Origin of the sequence: Nocardiopsis sp. ATB16-24, assembly GCF_030271535.1 — a bacterium.
In the GTDB taxonomy this organism is placed as follows: Bacteria; Actinomycetota; Actinomycetes; order Streptosporangiales; family Streptosporangiaceae; genus Nocardiopsis.
In genome coordinates this window covers 51,674-72,799 of record NZ_JASCXJ010000001.1, presented here as the reverse complement: position 1 = coordinate 72,799, position 21,126 = coordinate 51,674, and the positions used below count along the sequence as shown (strand labels likewise).

At 69.1% G+C, this 21,126-nt stretch carries 16 protein-coding genes; 15 read left to right on the top strand and 1 reads right to left on the bottom strand.

Annotated features, from left to right (window positions below; all coding sequences use genetic code 11):
* Positions 1-36 precede the first annotated feature (36 nt).
* The 11 genes from PFX91_RS00300 to metK all read left to right on the top strand — a co-directional run bounded on the left by PFX91_RS00300 (position 37) and on the right by metK (position 13,886).
* Positions 37-1,338, top strand: coding sequence for a dihydroorotase (locus PFX91_RS00300; RefSeq protein ID WP_285728537.1), 1,302 nt, complete (start codon positions 37-39; stop codon positions 1,336-1,338).
* Between the two features lie 50 nt (positions 1,339-1,388).
* Positions 1,389-2,525 (top strand): glutamine-hydrolyzing carbamoyl-phosphate synthase small subunit, encoded by a 1,137-nt coding sequence (carA, locus tag PFX91_RS00295; protein WP_285728946.1) that lies wholly within the window; start codon positions 1,389-1,391, stop codon positions 2,523-2,525.
* Positions 2,526-2,541: 16 nt separating this feature from the next.
* Positions 2,542-5,847 (top strand): carbamoyl-phosphate synthase large subunit, encoded by a 3,306-nt coding sequence (gene carB, locus PFX91_RS00290; protein WP_285728535.1) that lies wholly within the window; start codon positions 2,542-2,544, stop codon positions 5,845-5,847.
* A gap of 142 nt (positions 5,848-5,989) precedes the next feature.
* On the top strand, positions 5,990-6,889 hold the full coding sequence (locus PFX91_RS00285) for a dihydroorotate dehydrogenase electron transfer subunit (protein ID WP_285728533.1): 900 nt from the start codon (positions 5,990-5,992) through the stop codon (positions 6,887-6,889).
* Between the two features lie 26 nt (positions 6,890-6,915).
* Complete coding sequence (locus PFX91_RS00280) at positions 6,916-7,857, top strand: dihydroorotate dehydrogenase (protein WP_285728531.1); 942 nt, start codon at positions 6,916-6,918, stop codon at positions 7,855-7,857.
* Positions 7,858-8,177: 320 nt separating this feature from the next.
* Positions 8,178-8,885: an orotidine-5'-phosphate decarboxylase gene (gene pyrF / locus PFX91_RS00275; protein ID WP_285728529.1), complete on the top strand. Its 708-nt coding sequence runs from the start codon at positions 8,178-8,180 to the stop codon at positions 8,883-8,885.
* Between the two features lie 426 nt (positions 8,886-9,311).
* Positions 9,312-9,635: an integration host factor, actinobacterial type gene (mihF, locus tag PFX91_RS00270; protein ID WP_285728527.1), complete on the top strand. Its 324-nt coding sequence runs from the start codon at positions 9,312-9,314 to the stop codon at positions 9,633-9,635.
* A 346-nt stretch (positions 9,636-9,981) separates the two neighbouring features.
* Complete coding sequence (gene gmk / locus PFX91_RS00265) at positions 9,982-10,569, top strand: guanylate kinase (protein WP_285728525.1); 588 nt, start codon at positions 9,982-9,984, stop codon at positions 10,567-10,569.
* A gap of 125 nt (positions 10,570-10,694) precedes the next feature.
* Positions 10,695-10,961, top strand: a complete 267-nt coding sequence (gene rpoZ / locus PFX91_RS00260) for a DNA-directed RNA polymerase subunit omega (protein ID WP_285728523.1) — start codon at positions 10,695-10,697, stop codon at positions 10,959-10,961.
* 220 nt (positions 10,962-11,181) lie between these two features.
* Positions 11,182-12,399 (top strand): bifunctional phosphopantothenoylcysteine decarboxylase/phosphopantothenate--cysteine ligase CoaBC, encoded by a 1,218-nt coding sequence (gene coaBC, locus PFX91_RS00255; RefSeq protein WP_502888218.1) that lies wholly within the window; start codon positions 11,182-11,184, stop codon positions 12,397-12,399.
* Positions 12,400-12,692: 293 nt separating this feature from the next.
* Positions 12,693-13,886: a methionine adenosyltransferase gene (gene metK / locus PFX91_RS00250; RefSeq protein WP_285728522.1), complete on the top strand. Its 1,194-nt coding sequence runs from the start codon at positions 12,693-12,695 to the stop codon at positions 13,884-13,886.
* Positions 13,887-14,056: 170 nt separating this feature from the next.
* Here metK and PFX91_RS00245 read toward each other — a convergent pair whose 3' ends face one another.
* A complete protein-coding gene (locus PFX91_RS00245; protein WP_285728521.1) occupies positions 14,057-15,289 on the bottom strand; it encodes a DUF349 domain-containing protein in 1,233 nt (410 codons plus the stop codon).
* A gap of 452 nt (positions 15,290-15,741) precedes the next feature.
* On the opposite strand from PFX91_RS00245, the gene PFX91_RS00240 reads away from it, so the two are divergent.
* The 4 genes from PFX91_RS00240 (at position 15,742) to cmoA (ending at position 21,112) form a co-directional block, all read left to right on the top strand.
* Positions 15,742-16,419 (top strand): MBL fold metallo-hydrolase, encoded by a 678-nt coding sequence (locus PFX91_RS00240; RefSeq protein ID WP_285728944.1) that lies wholly within the window; start codon positions 15,742-15,744, stop codon positions 16,417-16,419.
* A gap of 384 nt (positions 16,420-16,803) precedes the next feature.
* The gene (aspS, locus tag PFX91_RS00235; protein ID WP_285728519.1) at positions 16,804-18,573 is read left to right on the top strand and encodes an aspartate--tRNA ligase; all 1,770 of its coding nucleotides are present in this window, start codon (positions 16,804-16,806) and stop codon (positions 18,571-18,573) included.
* Complete coding sequence (locus PFX91_RS00230; protein WP_285728517.1) at positions 18,574-20,394, top strand: ThiF family adenylyltransferase; 1,821 nt, start codon at positions 18,574-18,576, stop codon at positions 20,392-20,394.
* Entirely contained in the window at positions 20,387-21,112 is a 726-nt protein-coding gene (cmoA, locus tag PFX91_RS00225) for a carboxy-S-adenosyl-L-methionine synthase CmoA (RefSeq protein ID WP_285728515.1), read from the top strand. Before PFX91_RS00230 ends, cmoA begins: the two co-directional genes overlap by 8 nt.
* Positions 21,113-21,126: the final 14 nt, after the last annotated feature.

Genomic DNA, 21,126 nt, shown 5'->3' with positions numbered 1-21,126 from the left:
CCCCTTCCAGAAAGTCACGAGGAAACAAGCACCGCGATGTCCGACACCAACGCACCACACCTGATCCGCGGCGCCCGCCCCATGGGCGGCGACCCCGTCGACCTGCTCCTCGCCGACGGCGTCATCGCCGGGACCGGGCGGGGACTCGACGCCCCCGAGGGCGCTCGGGTCGTCGACGCCACCGGCCTGATCGCCCTGCCCGGACTGGTGGACCTGCACACCCACCTGCGCGAACCGGGCCGCGAGGACGCGGAGACCGTCGCCAGCGGCTCCCGTTCCGCCGCCATGGGCGGTTACACCGCGGTCCACGCCATGGCCAACACCGACCCCGTCGCCGACACCGCGGGCGTCGTCGAACAGGTCTGGCGACTCGGACGCGAGGCCGGATACTGCGACGTACGTCCCGTCGGCGCCGTCACCGTCGGCCTCGGCGGGCGGCGGCTCGCCGAGATCGGGGCCATGGCCGAATCCGCCGCGGGGGTACGCGTCTTCTCCGACGACGGCGTCTGCGTCTCCGACGCCCTGCTGATGCGCCGCGCCCTGGAGTACGTCAAGGCCTTCGACGGCGTCGTCGCCCAGCACGCGCAGGAGCCGCGCCTGACCGAGGGCGCCCAGATGAACGAGGGATGCGTCTCCGACCGGCTCGGGCTGCCCGGCTGGCCCGCGGTCGCCGAGGAGGCGATCATCGCCCGGGACTGTCTGCTCGCCCAGCACGTGGGTTCGCGTCTACACGTGTGCCACGTCTCCACCAAGGGCTCGGTCGACATCATCCGCTGGGCCAAGGCCCGTGGCTGCGACGTCACCGCCGAGGTCACCCCGCACCACCTGCTCCTGACCGACGAACTGGTGGAGAGCTACGACCCGATCTACAAGGTCAACCCGCCCCTGCGCACCGCGGAGGACGTGCGGGCACTACGTGAGGGCCTGGCCGACGGCACGATCGACATCGTCGCCACCGACCACGCGCCCCACCCAGCGGAGGCCAAGGAGACCGAATGGTCCACCGCCGCCATGGGAATGGTCGGGCTGGAGACCGCCTTGGCCGTCGTGCAGCACACCATGGTCGACACCGGACTTCTCACCTGGGAGGACGTCGCCGACCGCATGTCCTCGGCACCGGCCCGCATCGGCCGTGTCCACGACCACGGCCGCGGCCTGGGGGTCGGAGAGCCGGCCAACGTCGTCCTGTACGACCCGGCCGCGCCCTTGGAGGTCGACGGGGCCTCCATGGTCACCAAGAGCAGCAACACCCCTTTCCAGGGCATGACCCTGCCCGGCCGGGTGCGCGCCACGTTCCTGCGCGGCGCCCCGACCGTCCTTGAGGGGAAGATCCAGTGAGCACGACAGTGAACGCCCAGGCCAGCCCGGGCACCGAGGAGGGGGAAAGCGTGTCCGAGCACGGATCGGCGATTCTGGTACTCGAGGACGGTCGTGTCTTCCACGGGCGCTCCTTCGGCGCCACGGGCGAGACCTTCGGGGAGATCGTCTTCAACACCGGGATGACCGGCTACCAGGAGACCCTCACCGACCCCTCCTACCATCGTCAGATCGTGGCGATGACGGCTCCCCACATCGGGAACACCGGCATCAACGACGACGACCCCGAGTCCGGACGTATCTGGGTGGCCGGATACGTCGTCCGTGAACCCGCCCGCATCTCCTCCAGCTGGCGTGCCCGAGGCACCCTCGACGAGGAGCTGCGCAAGCAGGGCGTGGTCGGGATCGCCCTGACCGGCACCCGCGCCCTCACCCGGCATCTGCGTGACAAGGGCGTCATGCGCGCCGCCATCAGCACCACCGAGACGGCCCCCGAGGCGTTGTTGTCCCGTGTGCGGCAGCAGCCCCCCATGGCCGGCGCCGACCTGGCCGGGGAGGTCAGCACGGGCAGGGCCTACGAGGTGTCGCCCCCCGAGGGGGTGGAGGCCCGCCTCCACGTCGTCGCCGTCGACCTGGGGATCAAGTCCATGACCCCCCAGCGCCTGACCGAGCGCGGTTGCCGCGTCACCGTGCTGCCCTCCACCGCCACCGCCGAGGACATCCTCGCCCTCGACCCCGACGGTGTCTTCTTCAGCAACGGTCCCGGCGACCCCGCCGCCGCGGACGGCCCCGTCGCCGCCGTGCGCGGTGTCCTGGAGGCGGGCAAGCCCTTCTTCGGCATCTGCTTCGGCAACCAGATCCTGGGACGGGCACTGGGGCTTGGCACCTACAAGCTGACCTTCGGTCACCGGGGCGTGAACCAGCCGGTGCTCGACACCCGCACCGGCAAGGTCGCCATCACCAGCCAGAACCACGGCTTCGCCGTGGACGCCCCGATCGGCGAGCCCTTCGACACCCCCTACGGTCGGGCCGAGGTCAGCCACGTGGGACTCAACGACCAGGTCGTCGAGGGCCTGCGGCTGCTGGAGCGCCCCGCCTTCAGCGTCCAGTTCCACCCGGAGGCCGCCGCGGGCCCCCACGACGCCGCCGATCTCTTCGACGCGTTCGTCGACCTGATGTCCGCCCAGCCCGCTCCGGCTGCCAAGTAGTCAAAGGAACAAGAGCATGCCGCGCCGTAGTGACCTTTCCTCAGTACTCGTGATCGGCTCGGGTCCGATCGTGATCGGGCAGGCGGCCGAGTTCGACTACTCGGGCACCCAGGCCTGCCGGGTCCTCAAGGCCGAGGGGCTCCGGGTCATCCTGGTCAACTCCAACCCCGCCACGATCATGACCGACCCGGAGATCGCCGACGCCACCTACGTCGAGCCGATCACCACCGAGATGATCGAGAAGATCATCGCCAAGGAGCGCCCCGACGCGCTCCTGCCCACCCTGGGGGGCCAGACCGCCCTCAACGCCGCCGTCGCCCTGAGCGAGGCCGGCATCCTGGACAAGTACGGCGTCGAGCTCATCGGCGCCAACATCGCGGCCATCCAGGCCGGCGAGGACCGCGAGAGCTTCAAGGACATCGTCGAGCGCATCGGCGGTGAGTCCGCGCGTTCGCGCATCTGCCACACCTTGGACGAATGTCTGTCCGCGGCCGAGGAACTCGGTTACCCCGTGGTGGTACGCCCCTCCTTCACCATGGGCGGCGCGGGTTCGGGGTTCGCCCACGACGAGGCCGAACTGCGCCGTATCGCCGGCCAGGGTCTGGCGCTCTCCCCGACCACCGAGGTGCTCCTGGAAGAGTCCATCCTCGGCTGGAAGGAGTACGAGCTGGAGCTGATGCGCGACGCCAACGACAACGTCGTGGTCGTGTGCTCCATCGAGAACCTCGACCCCATGGGCGTGCACACCGGTGACTCCATCACCGTCGCCCCCGCCATGACCCTCACCGACCGTGAGTACCAGGGGCTGCGTGACATCGGCATCGCGGTCATCCGCGAGGTGGGTGTGGACACCGGCGGCTGCAACATCCAGTTCGCGGTCCACCCCGACACCGGCCGGGTCATCGTCATCGAGATGAACCCGCGGGTGTCGCGCTCCTCGGCGCTGGCCTCCAAGGCCACCGGTTTCCCGATCGCGAAGATCGCCGCCAAGCTCGCCATCGGTTACACGTTGGACGAGATCCCCAACGACATCACCCGCAAGACACCGGCGAGCTTCGAGCCCACGCTCGACTACGTCGTGGTCAAGGTGCCCCGCTTCGCCTTCGAGAAGTTCCCCGGTGCCGACCCCGGCCTGACCACGACCATGAAGTCGGTCGGCGAGGCCATGGCCATCGGTCGCTCCTTCCCCGAGGCCCTACAGAAGGCCATGCGCTCCCTGGAGAAGTCGGGGGTCGGCCTGACGTGGGAGGGCGAACCCGGCGACAAGGACGAACTGCTGCGCAAGGCCGCGGTCCCCACCGAACACCGCCTGCGCCAGGTCCAGCAGGCGCTGCGCGCGGGAGCCGGCGTGGAGGAGATCCACGAGGCCACCCGCATCGACCCCTGGTTCCTGGACCAGATGTTGCGCCTGGAGGAGACGGCCCGCGTCCTGGCCCGGGCGACCAAGCTCGACGCCGACCTCCTGCGGGAGGCCAAGGGCCTGGGCTTCTCCGACGTCCAGATCGGCCAGATCACAGGAAAGAGCGAGGACGTGGTCCGCGAACTGCGCCACGCCCTGGGGATCCACCCGGTCTACCTGACGGTGGACACCTGCGCCGCCGAGTTCGAGGCGCAGACGCCCTACCTGTACTCCAGCTACGACGAGGAGACCGAGGTCCCCACGGGGGACCGCCCCAAGATCATCATCCTGGGTTCGGGGCCCAACCGTATCGGTCAGGGGGTGGAGTTCGACTACTCCTGCGTCCACGCCTCCTTCGCCCTCTCCGAGGCCGGATACGAGACCGTGATGGTCAACTGCAACCCCGAGACCGTCTCCACCGACTACGACACCAGCGACCGTCTCTACTTCGAGCCGCTCACCCTGGAGGACGTCCTGGAGGTCGTGCGCGCCGAACAGGCGACGGGACCGGTCGCCGGTGTCATCGTCCAACTGGGCGGCCAGACCCCCCTGGGCCTGGCCCGCCGCCTCAAGGACGCCGGGGTGCCCATCATCGGGACCAGTCCCGAGGCCATCGACCTGGCGGAGGACCGCGGTGAGTTCGGCAAGGTCCTCGAGGCCGCGGGTCTGACCGCGCCCAAGTACGGCACCGCCTACTCCTTCGCCGAGGCCAAGGCCGCCGCGGACGAGATCGGCTACCCCGTCATGGTCCGCCCCTCCTACGTGTTGGGCGGTCGGGGCATGGAGATCGTCTACAGCGAGGAGATGCTCGCCGACTACATCGAGCGCAACGCCGAGGTCAGCCCCGAGCACCCGGTGCTCATCGACCGTTTCCTCGACGACGCGGTCGAGATCGACGTCGACGCGCTCTACGACGGGCAGGACCTGTACCTGGGCGGCATCATGGAGCACATCGAGGAGGCCGGGATCCACTCCGGCGACTCGGCGTGCACCCTGCCCTCCATCACGCTGGGCCGCGAGGACATCGAGCGCATCCGCCGCTCCACCGAGGCCATCGCCAGGGGCACCGGGGTACGCGGTCTGCTCAACGTCCAGTACGCCCTGGCCTTCGGGGTCCTCAACGTGCTGGAGGCCAACCCGCGCGCCTCGCGCACCGTGCCGTTCGTGTCCAAGGCCACCGCGGTGCCGCTGGCCAAGGCCGCCGCCCGCATCATGGCGGGGGCCACCATCGCCCAGTTGCGCGAGGAGGGCATGCTGCCCGCCGAGGGCGACGGTGGTGACCTGCCGGTGGACGCCCCGGTGTCGGTCAAGGAGGCCGTGCTGCCCTTCAACCGGTTCATCGACAAGGAAGGGGAGGGCGTCGACACCGTCCTCGGCCCGGAGATGCGCTCCACCGGCGAGGTCATGGGCCTGGACACCAGCTTCGGCCCGGCCTACGCCAAGTCGCAGTTGGCCCTCAACGAGTCCCTGCCCGAGAAGGGCCGAGTGTTCGTCTCGGTGGCCAACCGGGACAAGCGGTCGATGATCTTCCCGGTCAAGCGCCTGGCCGATCTCGGCTTCCAGATCCTGGCGACGGAGGGCACCGCCGTGGTGTTGCGCCGCAACGGCGTGCACGCCACCGTGGTGCGCAAGCACAGCGAGGGCAGCGGTCCCGCCGGGGAGCCGACGATCGTGCAGCTCATCCAGGCCGGCGGGGTCGACCTCATCGTCAACACACCCTTCGGTGGCGCCGGGCAGGCCGGTCCGCGCCTGGACGGGTACGAGATCCGCACCGCGGCCGTGGTGCGCGGAGTGCCCAGCGTGACCACCGTGCAGGGCCTGTCCGCCGCGGTGCAGGCGATCGAGGCACGGGCACGTGGCGAGTTGGGCGTGCGTTCCCTCCAGGAACACGCGCGGAGTCTCAACGCCAGCCGCCTACGGTGAGGCGCTGGGCGTCGCGGACGGTGTGTGTCCGCGGCGCTCCGCCGATACGGTTGTCGGACAGGGCAACCAGGAATTCCACAGGGGGGAGGGCGGCGCCGGCGCCCCGGTCCGCAGGTACCGAGCGCGCCGACGCCACGACCTGATGAGCGACAACGGACCGGTGCAGGCCCGGTGCCCCGTGCTGAACGTGCGCAGGGTGGACGCCTACTACGCCATCACCGTGGTCGCCCCGGGCATCGTCGAACGCTTCCGCTCAGGACAGTTCGTGTCGGTGGCGGTCGGCGGCGACCACTCCAGCACGCTGCTGCGACGCCCCTTCGCCATCCACGACGTCAAACCCGACTACGGCGGCACCGTCGAGTTCCTGTTCTCGGTGCGCGGTGGCGGGACCGCCTGGTTGGCGGAGAGGAGGCCGCGGGATCTGTTGGACGTGGTCGGTCCCCTGGGGCGTCCCTTCCCCCTGCCGCGCGACCCGGTCAACTGCGTTCTGGTGGGCGGGGGATCGGGAAGCGCCCCGCTGTTCCCGTTGGCCCAGTCGCTGCGCAGGCGCGGATGCCGAGTCGACTTCGTGCTGGGCGCCGCCTCCGCCGACGGGGTGTTCAGCGCCATCACCGCCCGCAGGGTCGCCGAGACGGCGACCTTCACCACCGACGACGGTTCCTTCGGTACCCGGGGCCGGGTCACCGACGTTCTGGGCCGGGTGATCGAGGAGTGCCGCACCGACGCCGTCTACGCGTGCGGACCCATGCCCATGCTGCGCGCGGTCACCGCGGTGGCGAGCGCTCACGGTATCCCCGTCCAGGTCGCCGTGGAGGAGACGATGGCCTGTGGCACCGGGATCTGCATGACCTGCGTCATCCCGGTGGTGGGGGAGGACGGTATCACCCGTATGGTGCGCTCATGCGTGGACGGCCCGGTGTTCCGGGGTGAACAGGTGCGCTTCGACGACGTGGGCACCATCCCCTTCGACGCTCTGGGAGCCCCCGGTTGGAAGGGCTCCAGTGCCGCGCGCGCGGCCGAGTCGGCCCGCGACATCGCCTGAGACCGGGTTGTGGGAGAAGGGGAAGAGTGAACGCAGACCTCAGGGTCCGGCTGGGCGGTCTGGAACTGCCCAATCCGGTGGTGACCGCCGCCGGGTGCGCCGGAGCGGGCCGCGAGCTGGCCCGGTTCTTCGACATCGCCTCGATCGGGGCCGTCACGACCAAGTCGATGATGTTGGAACCTCACGCGGGACGGCCCGCCCCGCGCATGGCCGAGACGCCCAGCGGGATGCTCAGCACCACGGGCATGCAGGGCCCCGGCGTGGACGTCTTCCTCCAACGTGATCTGCCCTGGTTGCTCTCCAGGGGCGGGCGGGCGATCGTGTCCGTGGCCGGTGCGGGGGTGGGGGAGTTCGGTGAACTGGCCAGACGGGTCTCGGAGGCGGACGGGGTCAGCGCGATCGAGGTCAACCTCTCCTGTCCCGATCCGGCCGATCCCGCAGGACGGCACTTCGCCGACGATCCCGCCCGGGCCGCGGCGGTGGTGCGCACGGTGCGCTCCCACACCCGTTCCGGCCTGCCGGTGCTGGCCAAGCTCGCCGTCGACGTCCCCGACGTCGTGGAGCTGGCCGAGGCGTGCGTGGAGGCGCGCGCGGACGGGCTGTCCATGGTCAACACGCTGCGCGGCATGGTGGTGGACACCCGCACCCTGCGCCCGGCGGTGGCCGGTGGGATGGGCGGGTTGTCGGGACCGGCCATCCGCCCGCTCGCGGTGGGCTGCGTCTATCGCGTACACGAGGCGCTTCCGGAGATCCCCATCATCGGGATGGGCGGGGTCCGCAGCGGTGCCGACGTGCTGGAGTTCATGTCCGCCGGGGCGAGCGCCGTGGCCGTCGGCACGACCAACTTCTCCGACCCCTCGGCCTGTGCGCGTGTGCTCCGGGAGTTCACCGACCTGGTGGAGGCCCGCGGCCTCTCCCGGGCCTCCGACGTCGTGGGAGCGGCCCACCGCACGGGAGTCGGGGGGTGACCGGGGGAGGGGCACGCCGCACAAGCGCCCTGACCGGCCTGAACAGCCCTGAGGTGGCTCTGTGCGGCCGAACGTATGCGACTGGGCACCCTCCCGACCCTTTTGACGAAGCTCACGCCTGCGGCCGTCTGGAAGGCCGTTACGGGGAAGTGACCAGTGGGGGACGCATGAAGCGGTCCTCCACGGGGAACCGCACACCTTGGTGGCGTGCACATGACGGCGAACGTGCATCCTCAAATGCCGTTGTAAGCACGTCCGTAAGCACATCCGTGCGTTGCGCGCGCCTTCGGGCTCGGCCGCACACGATTGGAGACACCGACATGCCCGCATCCTCCGCGCCCATCGCCGTCGCCCTCGACGCCGATGACCTCCAGACGGCGGTCGCCTGGGCATCGGCGGTCGCACCGCACGTGAGCACGGTCAAGGTGGGGTTGGAGCTGTACCTGCGCTATGGGCCCGAGGTGGTCGAGGCGGTGCGCGAGGCCGGTGACGTGGGGGTCTTCCTGGACCTGAAACTGCACGACATCCCGGCCACGGTCGCCGGCGCCGCGCGCAGCGTCGCCGGCCTGCGGCCCTCGATCCTCACCGTGCACGCCGGAGGCGGAGCGGACATGATCCGGGCCGCGGTCGAGGCGGCCCCGGACACCGAGATCGCCGCCGTGACGGTCCTCACCTCCATGGACGAGACGGACCTGGAGCAGGTGGGCCTGGCGGGTCCGGCCGAGGACGCGGTGCGGCGGCTGGCGGTACTGGCGGTGGAGGCCGGGGCCCGTGCCCTGGTGTGCTCGCCGCACGAGGTGACCCTGGTGAGGGCCGAGGTGGGGCCGGACGTCACCCTCATCACGCCGGGCGTGCGTCCGGCGGGGGCGGACAAGGGAGACCAGTCGCGTGTGGCGACGCCGGAGAGGGCGGTGGAGGACGGTGCGGACCTGTTGGTCATCGGCCGTCCCATCACCCGGGCGCCGGATCCCGGCGCGACCGCCGCCTCCATCGCGGCGGCCGTGCGCAGGGCCGCCGCGGGGGTCTAGCGGGTGTGCGTGGCCCGTACGACGCGGGGAGGGAGGACAAGGCGGCGGGCGCTCCTCGTCGGTGCGGGGCGCCACCGGTCGAGGGACGGTGCGGCCGGGGACGGACCATCACGGTGACGTGGATACTCCCCCATTATGTATCGCGTGCACCGTGAATTGGGCGTGTCCGAAACTCCGGACATGCTGCCGAGAGTGACCCGGGTCACCCCTGGGTGGCTTCCGCTGGTGGCGCGCTTTGCACGCCACGTAGCCGGGACCAAGGTCCTGATTTTCGTCTCTTGCTGCAATCGGATGATTACTTCAGGTAGTTAGTTTGACGAAATAGCCGCTGAAGGGGCACTTTGCGTTGCCTAACACGGGTCGGACCTACTAACTTGCGCAGGCGTCCGCCCTCTGTAAACGAGTAGAAATCCGAGGTGACCCGGCGTGGCCCTTCCTCCCCTGACACCCGAACAGCGCGCTGCGGCTCTGGAGAAAGCCGCCAAGGCCAGAAAAGAGCGCGCGGAGGTGAAGAACAAGCTGAAGAACGGCGGCATCTCGCTGTCGGAGGTCCTGTCGAACGGCCTCAAAGACGACGTCATCGGCAAGATGAAGGTTTCAGCGCTGCTCGAATCCCTTCCCGGCGTGGGCAAGGTCCGTGCCAAGCAGATCATGGAGCGGCTCAACATCGCTGAGTCCCGACGTGTTCGTGGCCTGGGGACCAACCAGCGCGCCGCCCTCGAGGCGGAGTTCGGCGACCTCACCAAGTAGCACCGCGGTACCCGCTGTGCCGAGCAGCGCCAGGAGCACCCGGACGCGGTGCACCGGCCCGCCGTGTCCCCCACAGTCGCGGCGTGGAGCGGGCCGCGACGGCGGCAGGTCCCGGTGAAGCACGGTCGGGCCGCGGTCGGCGGACGAGTGGCCCCAGGTCACGAACGTCCGTCGCGCCGCGGCCCGGTGGTATAAAGGAGGTCCTCCGCGACCGTACGCGGACATCCCGCACATCAGCTGCCCGCACGGCGGCCGCGCCCCGACCGGACCCGGTTCCCCGGCGTGCCACGCGAGGGCCTCGGCCCAGCCCGTGCCGGACAGGCTCCGAGCACCGCCTGGAACACACATGCCCGACCCCGTATCCCACTCCCGCCCCGCCCAGAAGCGGCTGACCGTCCTCTCGGGGCCGTCGGGTGTGGGGAAGAGCACGGTGGTCGCCCACCTACGCCGCCAGAACCCCGATGTGTGGCTCTCGGTATCGGTCACCACTCGCAGGCCTCGCCCCGGTGAGCAGGAGGGGGTCCAGTACCACTTCGTCACCGACGAGGAGTTCGATCGGCTCATCGAGCAGGGCCAGCTCCTGGAGTGGGCCCGGTTCGCGGGCAACCGCTACGGCACCCCCCGCCGTCCCGTGGAGGAGCGTCTGGCCGCCGGGGTCCCCGTCCTGCTGGAGATCGAACTCCAGGGCGCCCGTCAGGTCCGCGAGTCCATGCCCGACTCCCTGCACGTCTTCCTGGCCCCTCCCTCCTGGGAGGAACTGGTGCGCCGCCTCACCGGACGCGGTACCGAGTCCGAGGAGGTCATCCAGCGTCGACTGGAGGCGGCCAGGATCGAACTGGCCGCGGAGAAGGAGTTCGACATCACGCTCGTCAACACGGCCGTACGGGAAGTGTGCGACAAGCTGCTAGCGTTGATCACCGCGCCCAAGGTGTGATATCGGCCGGGCCGCCGGGCCCGCGCCGTCCGCCGCGCCCGGTCGGGGACCTCCCGGCGGCGCCAGTAGTCTTGACCATCGCACCGCGGCACCCGTTCCGCGGCCGTCCCTGGGGGTAATTCGAAGTGGCTGGTACCGAGCCCGTCGCCGAAGGCATCACCAACCCGCCGATCGACGATCTGCTGGAGTTGGTCGACAGCAAGTACAGCCTGGTCACCATGGCCTCCAAGAGGGCCCGTCAGATCAACGCCTACTACGCCCAGCTCGGCGAGGGCCTGCTGGAGTACGTCGGCCCTCTGGTGGAGACCCAGGTGCAGGAGAAGTCCCTGTCCATCGCCCTGCGCGAGATCAGGGCGGGCCTGCTCACCGCCGAGCCCTACGAGGGCTCCTGAGATCTCGCCCCGTTCCTTCGCCGGTCTCCCGGCCGGGGGGACGGGGAGCCCGGACCCCGCCTCCTCGCGGGTGTCCGTCCCGGGTCGGCGGCCCGGTTCCCTCGGAACCGGGCCGCCGATCTCACGCGTGAGGATCCCTCGGGGCCGGCGCCGGCCCGTCCCTCGCGTCGAGCACGATTCCTCCCCGGCCCGCGGGCCGGAACACCCTCTGGGAGACTCGGTGAGTGACACGCACAACGTTCCACGAGTGATCCTCGGCGTCAGCGGGGGCATCGCCGCCTACAAGGCCTGCGAACTCCTGCGCCGCCTGACCGAGTCCGGCCACCGCGTCCGGGTCGTGCCCACGGAGGAGGCGTTGCGCTTCGTGGGCGAGCCCACCTGGTCCGCCCTGTCCGGTCAACCCGTGGCCACCGGCGTATGGGACACGGTGCACGAGGTGCCGCACGTACGTCTGGGCCAGGAGGCGGACCTGGTGTTCGTGGCCCCCGCCACCGCCAACGTCCTGGCCAAGGCCGCCGCGGGCCTGGCCGACGACCTGCTCACCAACACCCTGCTCACCGCCCGCTGTCCGGTGGTGTTCGCACCCGCGATGCACACCGAGATGTGGGAGCACCCCGCCACCCAGGCCAACGTGGCCACGCTGCGTTCACGCGGCGCCATCGTCCTCGACCCGGCGACGGGCCGTCTGACCGGAGTCGACACCGGGCGCGGTCGCCTGCCCGAGCCCTCGGAGCTGTTCGAGGCCGCCCGCCTGATCCTGAGGCGTGGCACGCAGACCCCCGACCTGGCCGGGCGACGTGTGCTGGTCTCGGCGGGAGGCACCCGGGAGGCCATCGACCCGGTCCGCTTCCTCGGTAACCACTCCTCCGGAAGGCAGGGCTACGCCCTGGCGCGTACCGCGGCCGCCCGTGGCGCGGACGTGACCTTGGTCGCGGCCAACGTCTCCCTGCCCGATCCCGCGGGCGCACGCGTGGTACGGGTGGGGTCGGCCGTGGAGATGGCCGAGGCCATGGAGGCCGAGCGTCGCGACGCCGACGTGATCGTGATGAGCGCGGCCGTCGCCGACTTCCGTCCCGCCACCAGCATCGACTCCAAGATCAAGAAGTCCGGGGCGGCGCCCGCGCCCATCGAACTCGTGGAGAACCCCGACATCCTGGCCGGACTGGTCGCCTCCCGCGACGCCGAGGGGTCGGTCCAGACCATCGTGGGCTTCGCCGCCGAGACCGACGACGTGATCGCCAACGGTCGCGCGAAGCTGGAACGCAAGGGCTGCGAACTGCTCGTGGTCAACCAGGTCGGCGGCGGACGTGCGTTCGGCACGGAGGACAACCAGGCGGTCATCCTCGGCTCGGACGGCACGGCGGTCGACGTGCCCATGGGACCGAAGGAGGACCTCGCCGACCGGGTCTGGGACCTGGTGGGCCGACGCCTTCGGTGAGCGGACACGCCACCGGGGCGGCTTCGGGACGCGTCGACCACGCTCGGGGCACGACTCGGGCGATCCGGGGCGTGTACAGGACTGGATTCCTACTGTCGAGTACGCAAGACTTCAACGGGCGTCCCCGGTGGCCGGTGCGGTCGACCACGGGATGCCCGCTCCCACCGGTCCGGTTACAGTGGACCAGATAACCAACCACGTCGGTCGGCATTGGCCGCCCCGGGAGGCAGTCCGGGGCCGGTCCGACCGCGCCGACACCGTCAGCCAGCAGCCGCTGCAAGGAGTCACGCAACGTGTCCCGCCGCCTTTTCACCTCCGAGTCGGTCACCGAGGGCCATCCCGACAAGATGGCCGACCAGATCAGTGACGCGATCCTCGACGCGATGCTCGCCCAGGACCCGCTGAGCCGGGTCGCGGTAGAGACGCTGATCACCACCGGTCAGGTCCACATCGCGGGTGAGGTCACCACCCAGACCTACGTCGACATCCCCGCCATCGCACGAGGCAAGATCCTCGAGATCGGCTACGACTCCTCGGCGAAGGGGTTCGACGGTGACTCCTGCGGGGTCAACGTCTCCATCGACGCCCAGTCCCCGGACATCGCCCAGGGCGTCGACACCGCCTACGAGGCGCGCGTCGACCACGAGGACGACGTCCTCAACCGACAGGGCGCCGGTGACCAGGGTCTGATGTTCGGCTACGCCAACCGCGAGACCCCCGAGCTCATGCCGCTGCCGATCAAACTGGCGCACGCACTGGCCGAGCGCCTGTCCGCGGTCCGCCGCAACGGCACGGTCCCCTACCTGCGTCCGGACGGCAAGACCCAGGTCACCGTCGAGTACGACGGCCATGTCCCGGCCCGTCTGGACACCGTCGTGGTCTCCAGTCAGCACTCGGCCGACATCAACCTCGACGAGATGCTCGCTCCCGACATCCGTGAGCACGTCATCGAGCCGGTGGTGTCCGCCTACGGCCTGGAGGCCGACGACTACCGCCTCCTGGTCAACCCGACCGGCCGTTTCGAGGTCGGCGGTCCCATGGGAGACGCCGGTCTGACCGGACGCAAGATCATCGTGGACACCTACGGCGGTTACGCTCGTCACGGTGGTGGGGCCTTCTCCGGCAAGGACCCCTCGAAGGTGGACCGTTCGGCCGCCTACGCCACCCGGTGGGTCGCCAAGAACATCGTGGCCGCCGAACTCGCCGAGCGCGTCGAGGTCCAGGTCGCCTACGCCATCGGCAAGGCGCACCCGGTCGGTGTGTTCATCGAGACCTTCGGCACCGAGAAGGTCGCGCCCGAACTGATCGAGAAAGCGGTCAAGGAGGTCTTCGACCTGCGTCCGGCCGCGATCGTGCGGGACCTGGACCTGCTGCGCCCGGTGTACTCCAAGACGGCCGCCTACGGCCACTTCGGTCGTGAGCTGCCCGAGTTCACCTGGGAGAGCACCGAGCGGGCCGCCGCGCTGCGCTCCTTCGTCGGCGCCTGAGAAGCACGTCCCGATCCGGTCGGGGACGGTCGATCGACCGCCCCCGACCGCGTGCGTTCGGAACGGAAAGCCCCCGGGACCGACCGAAGGGGTCGCGGGAACGTGAACGGGCCGCGGCCCCGGTGACGAACACCCGGGGGCGCGGCCCGTTCCTGGGTCGGCCCGAAGGCTCAACTCAGCTCGTCGAGCGCCTTTTGCGCCTCGGCCAACCACGAGCGGCGGGCCTCCAGCGCCTCCTCGTACTCCTTGGCGCGGCGGGTGTCACCGCTCTCCCTTGCCTTGTCCAGCTTGGTCTCCAGGTCGCTGATCGCCGACGCCAACTGGGAGACGGTGTCCTGGGCACGCGCTCGGGCCTCGGGGCTGGTGCGCTTCCACTCGGCCTCCTCCGCCCTGCGCACGCCGTCCTCGATCTGCCGGAAGGCGCCCTCCAGCTGGTCGCGCACGTCGCGGGGCAGCTCGCCGGCCTCCTCCCAGGCCTCCTGGAAGTCGCGCAGCCGGGCGCGTGCCCGACGTGGATCGGAGATGGAGGGGATCTCGGACCTGGCCTCGGCCAGGATGCGCTCCTTGGCCTCGGCGTTGACCCGAAGCTCGGCGTCGCGTTCGGCGAAGGTGGCGTTACGCGCGTCGAAGAAGGTGTCCTGGGCCGCCTTGAACCGCGTCCACAGCTTCTCCTCGCTGGCCCTGTCGGCGCGACCGCTCCTCTTCCACTGCTGCATCAGATCACGGTAGGCGCGTGCCGTGGGGCCCCAGTCGGTGGAGTGCGCCAGCGACTCGGCCTCCTCCACGATGCGCTCCTTCTCCGCACGCACCGTCTCACGCTCCTGGTCCAGGTTCGCGAAGTAGGCCTTGCGCCGCTTGGAGAAGGAGTTACGCGCCGCGGACATGCGCTTCCACAGCGCCTGCTCGGTGGGGCGGTCGGCCCGGGGCGCCTTCTTCCACTCCTCGATGAGCTGGAGCATCCGCTCACCGCCGGACTTCCAGTGCGTCGTCTCCACCGCGACCCGCTCGGCCTCGGCGACGATGCGCTCCTTGGTCTCCCGGGCCTGCTCGCGCGCCTGCTCCTGGGCCTGCTTCTGCTCGACCTTGCGCTGCTCGGCACGGTCGGCCAGCACGTCCAGTCGCCTCAGCAGAGCGTCCAGGTCACCGACCGCGTTCGCCTCGCGGACCGAGTCGCGCAGCTTGTCGATGCTCGCCATCGCGGAGGAGGCCGACAGGTCGGTGCTGTTCAGCCGCTTCTCCAGCAGCTCCACCTCGGTGACGAGGGAGTCGTACTTGCGGCGGAAGAACGCCAAGGCCTCCTCCGGCGCCCCCGCCTGCCACGATCCAACGACCCGTTCGCCTTCGCTCGTGCGCACGTAGACCGTGCCGTCATCGTCTACGCGGCCCCAAGGGTCCGTGGTCACCGTGTCCTCCTGCTGTCATGAGCCCGGCCGTGGGACGGGTTCGGGTCGTCGCGTCGTGTCCTCGCCGGTCGTAACGGGGACCGCCGTGCTCAGCACGATATCCGTACGATTCGGCGGGAGGTGCCGCGCCGTGGTTCACGTCTGCGCGGACCAGGGCGTCCGCGTGTCCTCGGGCGTCGGCCCGGGTCGCCCTCCCGCCCAAGGGAGGCGCAGGTCGGGGCATCGGTGTACGCCAAGGACGGTGACCAATATGGCATTACCACGCGGTTTGGCAAAGAGGCCGGGCGCGCGCGGTGATCGAATGGTGATCAAACGCTTTCTCCCCGAGGTGATCGGGTCGCCACCCCTTCCACACGTCGATAGGCTCTGGACTCGGGGGTTCCCACCGTCGAGGATCACGAACCGGCGGCCCCATGACCGCGCACCCGACCGAGGACAGGACGACACTCGCCGTGCTCATCGCCGCACTTCCCACCGGGCCCCTCGCCGCGAACTGTTACGTGCTCGCACCGGCCCCGGACGGTGACTGCGTCATCGTCGACCCGGGACAGGAGGCCGTGGAGCAGGTCGACAAGGTGCTCTCCGAACATGGGTTGAGGCCCGTCGCGGTGCTGCTCACCCACGGCCACTTCGACCACGTGTGGTCGGCCGGGGAGGTGTGCGCGCGCCACGGCGTGCCCGTCCACCTGCACCCCGAGGACCGCGGCCTGCTGACCGAGCCCGGCAGGGGCGTCGATCCCGGCTTCGCCGCACAGCTGTCGGCACTTTTGGGCCCGGGCCCGTACACGGAGCCCGACGACCTCGTGGAGGTCTCCGGAGGCGACGTCCTCACCCTGGCCGGAATGGACCTCACGGTGGAGCACACCCCGGGCCACACGCCCGGATCGGTGGTGTACACCGTGACCACCAAGGACGGGGTGCCGGTGATGTTCGCGGGCGACCTGGTCTTCGCCGGGTCCATCGGCCGCACCGACTTCCCCGGCGGCGACCACGAGGCCATGTCGCGCAGCCTCGCCGACGCCGTGCTGAGCCGCCCCGACCAGACCCGGATCCTGCCCGGACACGGCCCGGCCACCACCGTCGGACGCGAGCGCGCCACCAATCCCTACCTGCGTGACATCGCCGGCTGACCTGCCGGTTCCGGCGGAACTCTGTCTCCCAGGTGATGGTTTCCTTCCGAGTCTTGGAATACTCCAGATCGCTGCCGTAGCGTGACCACTACCGCTGGTTCTGGCGGGCCCGCCTGAGCCAAGGAGAGCTTCATGCGTCGCATCTCGATGACCCCTGTCCGCAAGGTCAAGGGCAGCACCACCGTCGTCGCCAACTAGTGCCCCCGGACTGGCGAGCCCCTCTCCGGGGTTCGCCGGTCGTTCTGGCCCAAAGGAGACGGAAGGCGGCGCTGACGGCGGTTGACGGTAGGATTCCAGGTGTTCAAGGGGTGTTCTTTCGGCCGGTCCCGCCCAGGGCTCTCCGGCGTCTTCCCTCAGCCGTGTAGTTAGTGGACTTGGTAACTCATGCATCGTTATAGGACTCATACGTGTGGTCAGCTCCGCCGGGAGCACGTCGGACAGCGGGTGCGCCTCTCCGGCTGGGTGCACAACCGCCGGGATCTCGGCGGTCTGCTCTTCGTCGACCTGCGCGACCACTATGGCGTCACCCAGCTCACGGCACGCCCCGAGTCCCCGGTGTTCGAGGAGCTCAGCCGCCTCCCCAAGGAGACGGTCATCCAGGTCACCGGCCAGGTCGCCGCCCGCAGCGCCGAGAACGTCAACGCCAACACCTCCACCGGTGAGATCGAGATCGACGCCGGCGAACTGGAGGTCCTCGGCACGACCGAGGAACTCCCGCTGACCGTCTTCCCCGAGGACAACACCTCCGAGGAGCGGCGCCTCACCTACCGCTTCCTGGACCTTCGCCGCGAGCGGATGCACCGCAACGTCATGCTGCGCTCGCAGGTGGTGGCCTCCATCCGCCAGAAGATGACGGATCTGGGCTTCAACGAGTTCCAGACCCCCATCCTCACCAGCTCCAGCCCCGAGGGCGCCCGCGACTTCCTGGTGCCCTCCCGCTTGCACCCGGGCCAGTTCTTCGCCCTGCCCCAGGCTCCTCAGCAGTTCAAGCAGCTACTGATGATCGCCGGGTTCGACCGGTACTTCCAGATCGCCCCCTGCTTCCGCGACGAGGACAGCCGCGCCGACCGCTCGCCGGGCGAGTTCTACCAACTCGATGTCGAGATGAGCTTCGTGGAACAGGAGGACGTCTTCCAGGTCATCGAGAAGGTCCTGACCGACGTCTTCCGGGAATTCTCCAACGGCTGGGAGATCACCTCCCCGTACCCGAGGATCGCCTACCGAGACGCCCTGGAGTGGTACGGGACCGACAAGCCCGACCTGCGCGTGCCGATGAAGATGCTCGACGTCACCGCGCTCTTCGACAAGACCGACTTCCGCGCATTCGCGGGCAAGAAGGTACGCGCCCTGGCCGTCCCCGAGGTGCAGGACCAGCCCCGCAAGTTCTTCGACGGCATCGGCGACTTCGCAGTCGAGAACGGGGCCAAGGGTCTCGCCTGGCTGAAGGTGGGTGAGAACAACGAACTGACCGGCCCCATCGCCAAGTTCGTCACCGAGGTCAGCGACGAGCTGCTCACCACCCTCGGGGCGGGGCCCGGCTACGGTCTGTTCTTCTGCGCCAGCGAGGACGAGGCGGAGATCAACCGCATCATGGCTCCGGTGCGGGTCGAGGCCGGGAAGCGCGCCGGCCACTTCGAGGAGAAGGTCTACCGCTTCTGCTGGATCGTGGACTTTCCCATGTTCGAGCGCTCGGACGAGGGCACGATCGAGTTCAGCCACAATCCGTTCTCCATGCCTCAGGGCGGGCTGGAGGCGCTCCAGAACCAGGACCCCCTTGACATCCTGGCCTGGCAGTACGACATCGTCTGCAACGGTGTGGAGCTGTCCTCAGGGGCCATTCGTAACCACTCTCCCGAGATCATGTACAAGGCCTTCGAGATCGCCGGATACGACAAGGATGCCGTGGAGGCCGAGTTCGGCGGCATGCTCAAGGCCCTGAAGTTCGGCGCGCCCCCGCACGGCGGTATCGCCCCCGGTATCGACCGGATCGTCATGCTCCTCGCGGACGAACCCAACATCCGTGAAACCATCGCCTTCCCGCTCAACCAGAACGCGCAGGACCTGATGATGGGCGCGCCTTCCACCGTCTCGGACAAGCAGTTGCGCGACGTCCACATCCGCACGGTCCTGCCCCCGGGAGACCAGAGGAAATAGATGAAGCTGTGGCTGCCCCCCTACCTCTCGATTCGTGAATGTGACGGTGGCCTCCGGATAGGGACACTCCCACCGGTCGCCTGGCAGCTGGAGGAACCTCCGGAGTTCCTCCTGCCGTTCCTGCGGCGGTGCGCGCAACCGACCGAACGCGAACAACTGGTAGGGACCGCGGCCGAGCTGTCGGGCTGGACACGGGACGAATCCATAGCGATGATCGCTGACCTGGAGGAAGCCCGTGTGCTCGTCCCCGCCCCCGAAGGCCGTGGCCGGTATGACCGCCACGGCCTCTTTTATCAGCTCATGGGGATTGACGACGGGGCGCAGAAACACCTGTCCGAAGTGAGCGTGGGACTGATCGGTATGGGCGGTATCGGAACCCACCTGGCCACACACCTCACAGCGGCTGGTGTGGGCAGGTTGGTGGTGACCGACGGGGACGAGGTCGAACTGTCCAATCTCACCCGGCAGACGCTGTTCACCGAGAGCGATGTCGGACGACTGAAGGTCGAAGTCGCCGCCGAACGCCTTCGGGCGCTTCGTGCGGACTTGGATGTGGTCGCTCTACCGGAGTCCTTCTCCTCAGCTGACCTGGCCGTACGGGTGGCCGAACAGGCTGATCTGGTTCTGCTGTCCGCCGACCGTCCCGCCGACGTACACCTGTGGACGAGCCGGGCCTGTGAGGTCGTGGGGATCCCTTTCAGTGCCTCGGGTTACATCGAGGGGCATGGAAGCGTCGGCCCCCTGCTCCTGCCCCCGGAAACACCGTGTTTCTCCTGCATCCGCGCCGAGGCTGAGAGGCTGCCCGATACAGAAGGTCGTCGATCAGGGGAAACCACGGCTGAGACGACCGCGCATGAACTGAATCCCCACTGGCAGGCTCCGAGTTTCGGCCCTCTCAACGCCCTTGTGGCGGCGGCTCAGGCCAACGAGGCCCTGAGATGGCTACTGGGGCTACCGGTGGCGACCAAGGGTCATCGTATGCTCATCGACTCCCGTACCTATGATCCCCACTGGGAGGAGTTCGGGAAGGGCGGTACCGGGTGTTCGGTCTGTGGGACGAAGGAGGCGTCCGGGTGGGGCGGTATCGCCTCCCAGTACGCGGAGGAACGCGAGAGTCATTCCTTCAACGCCGTTCTGCTGGATCCTCTCGTTCCCGAGCTGGCGGCACCAGCGCCCGGCATGCTGATCGCCGACGTCGGTGCGGGCGCCGGCCAGGTCACGAGCCGTCTCGCCGCCCTCGGTGCTTGTGTGGAGGCCTATGAGCCGGACTCCGCGATGAGGGAACTCCTACGGCGACATGTGCGTGACCACGGTGATCTGGTGCGGGTTCTACCGCAGGGACTGGAGGCTCTCAGCGGGGCAGAGGGACGCTACGACACCATCTGCTGCCTCAACGTCCTCGACCACATCGCCGACCTGCCGAAGAGCGTCCGCCTTCTCCACGGGGCCCTGAAACCGGGCGGACGTCTGGTGCTGTCGATCCCTCACCCGATGAAGGATCGGGGCGGGTGGCACAAACTTCCCGGTCCTCACGGTTGGGAGTACCGGCACTACGTCGTGGACGACTACTTCCGCGAGGGAGAGTGCCTGAAGGACCGTGAGGACCGCAACGGCGAAGTCAAGATGCGTGGAGTCAGGACCTACCACAGGACCCTCTCCCGCTATTTCGAGGAGTTTCTGGATCAGGGTTTCCTCGTGCGGAGGGTGCTTGAGCCCCACCCCGAGGCCTCCGTCCGTGAGGAGGATCCCGTCATCTTCGACAAGGCCAGTCGGATTCCCTACTTCGCCGTCCTGGTCATGGAGCGGAGCGCCGATGCGTGACGAGGTCTTCGCGACGGATGCCCCGATGGGGGATTTCGTCTTCGACGAGAACGTGGCGCACGTCTTCGATGACATGTTGGACCGCAGTGTTCCCTTCTACGGAGAGATCCAACGCATGTCCGTCGAACTGGGGAAGCGATTCCTCGGTGAAGGGGGTGCCGTATACGACATCGGTTGTTCCACCGGAAACACTCTCGTGAAACTCATGGGGGAGGTGGATCCGGGTGCCGGAGTGAGGTTCGTGGGGGTCGAGCCCTCCGCCGCGATGCGGGACCGCTGCCGGGACAAGATCCGCGCTTCTGGACTCGACCACCAGGTCGACATCCTTGAGGACCCGATCGAACTCCTACCGGGACTGCCGGGCGCCAGAGTGGTGATCATGCTCTTTACCCTCCAGTTCGTCCGACCACCCCAGCGGGACGCGGTACTGGCGAAGATCTGTGACGCTCTCGAACCGGGCGGGGCGCTGTTGCTGGGAGAGAAGGTCTTGGCGGACGATCCGGAGTTCACCCGCACCTACATCGACCTCTATCACGCACACAAGGAGCGCAGCGGGTATTCCAGGACCGAGATCGCAAGGAAGCGCGAGTCCCTGGAGAACGTGCTGGTGCCCTACCGTGTATCGGAGAACCGGGAGGCACTGGTCAAGGCGGGGTTCTCGCGTGTTGACGAGGTGTTCCGCTGGTACAACTTCGCCGTGTATCTCGCGGTGAGATGACTGTGGGTGGGGTG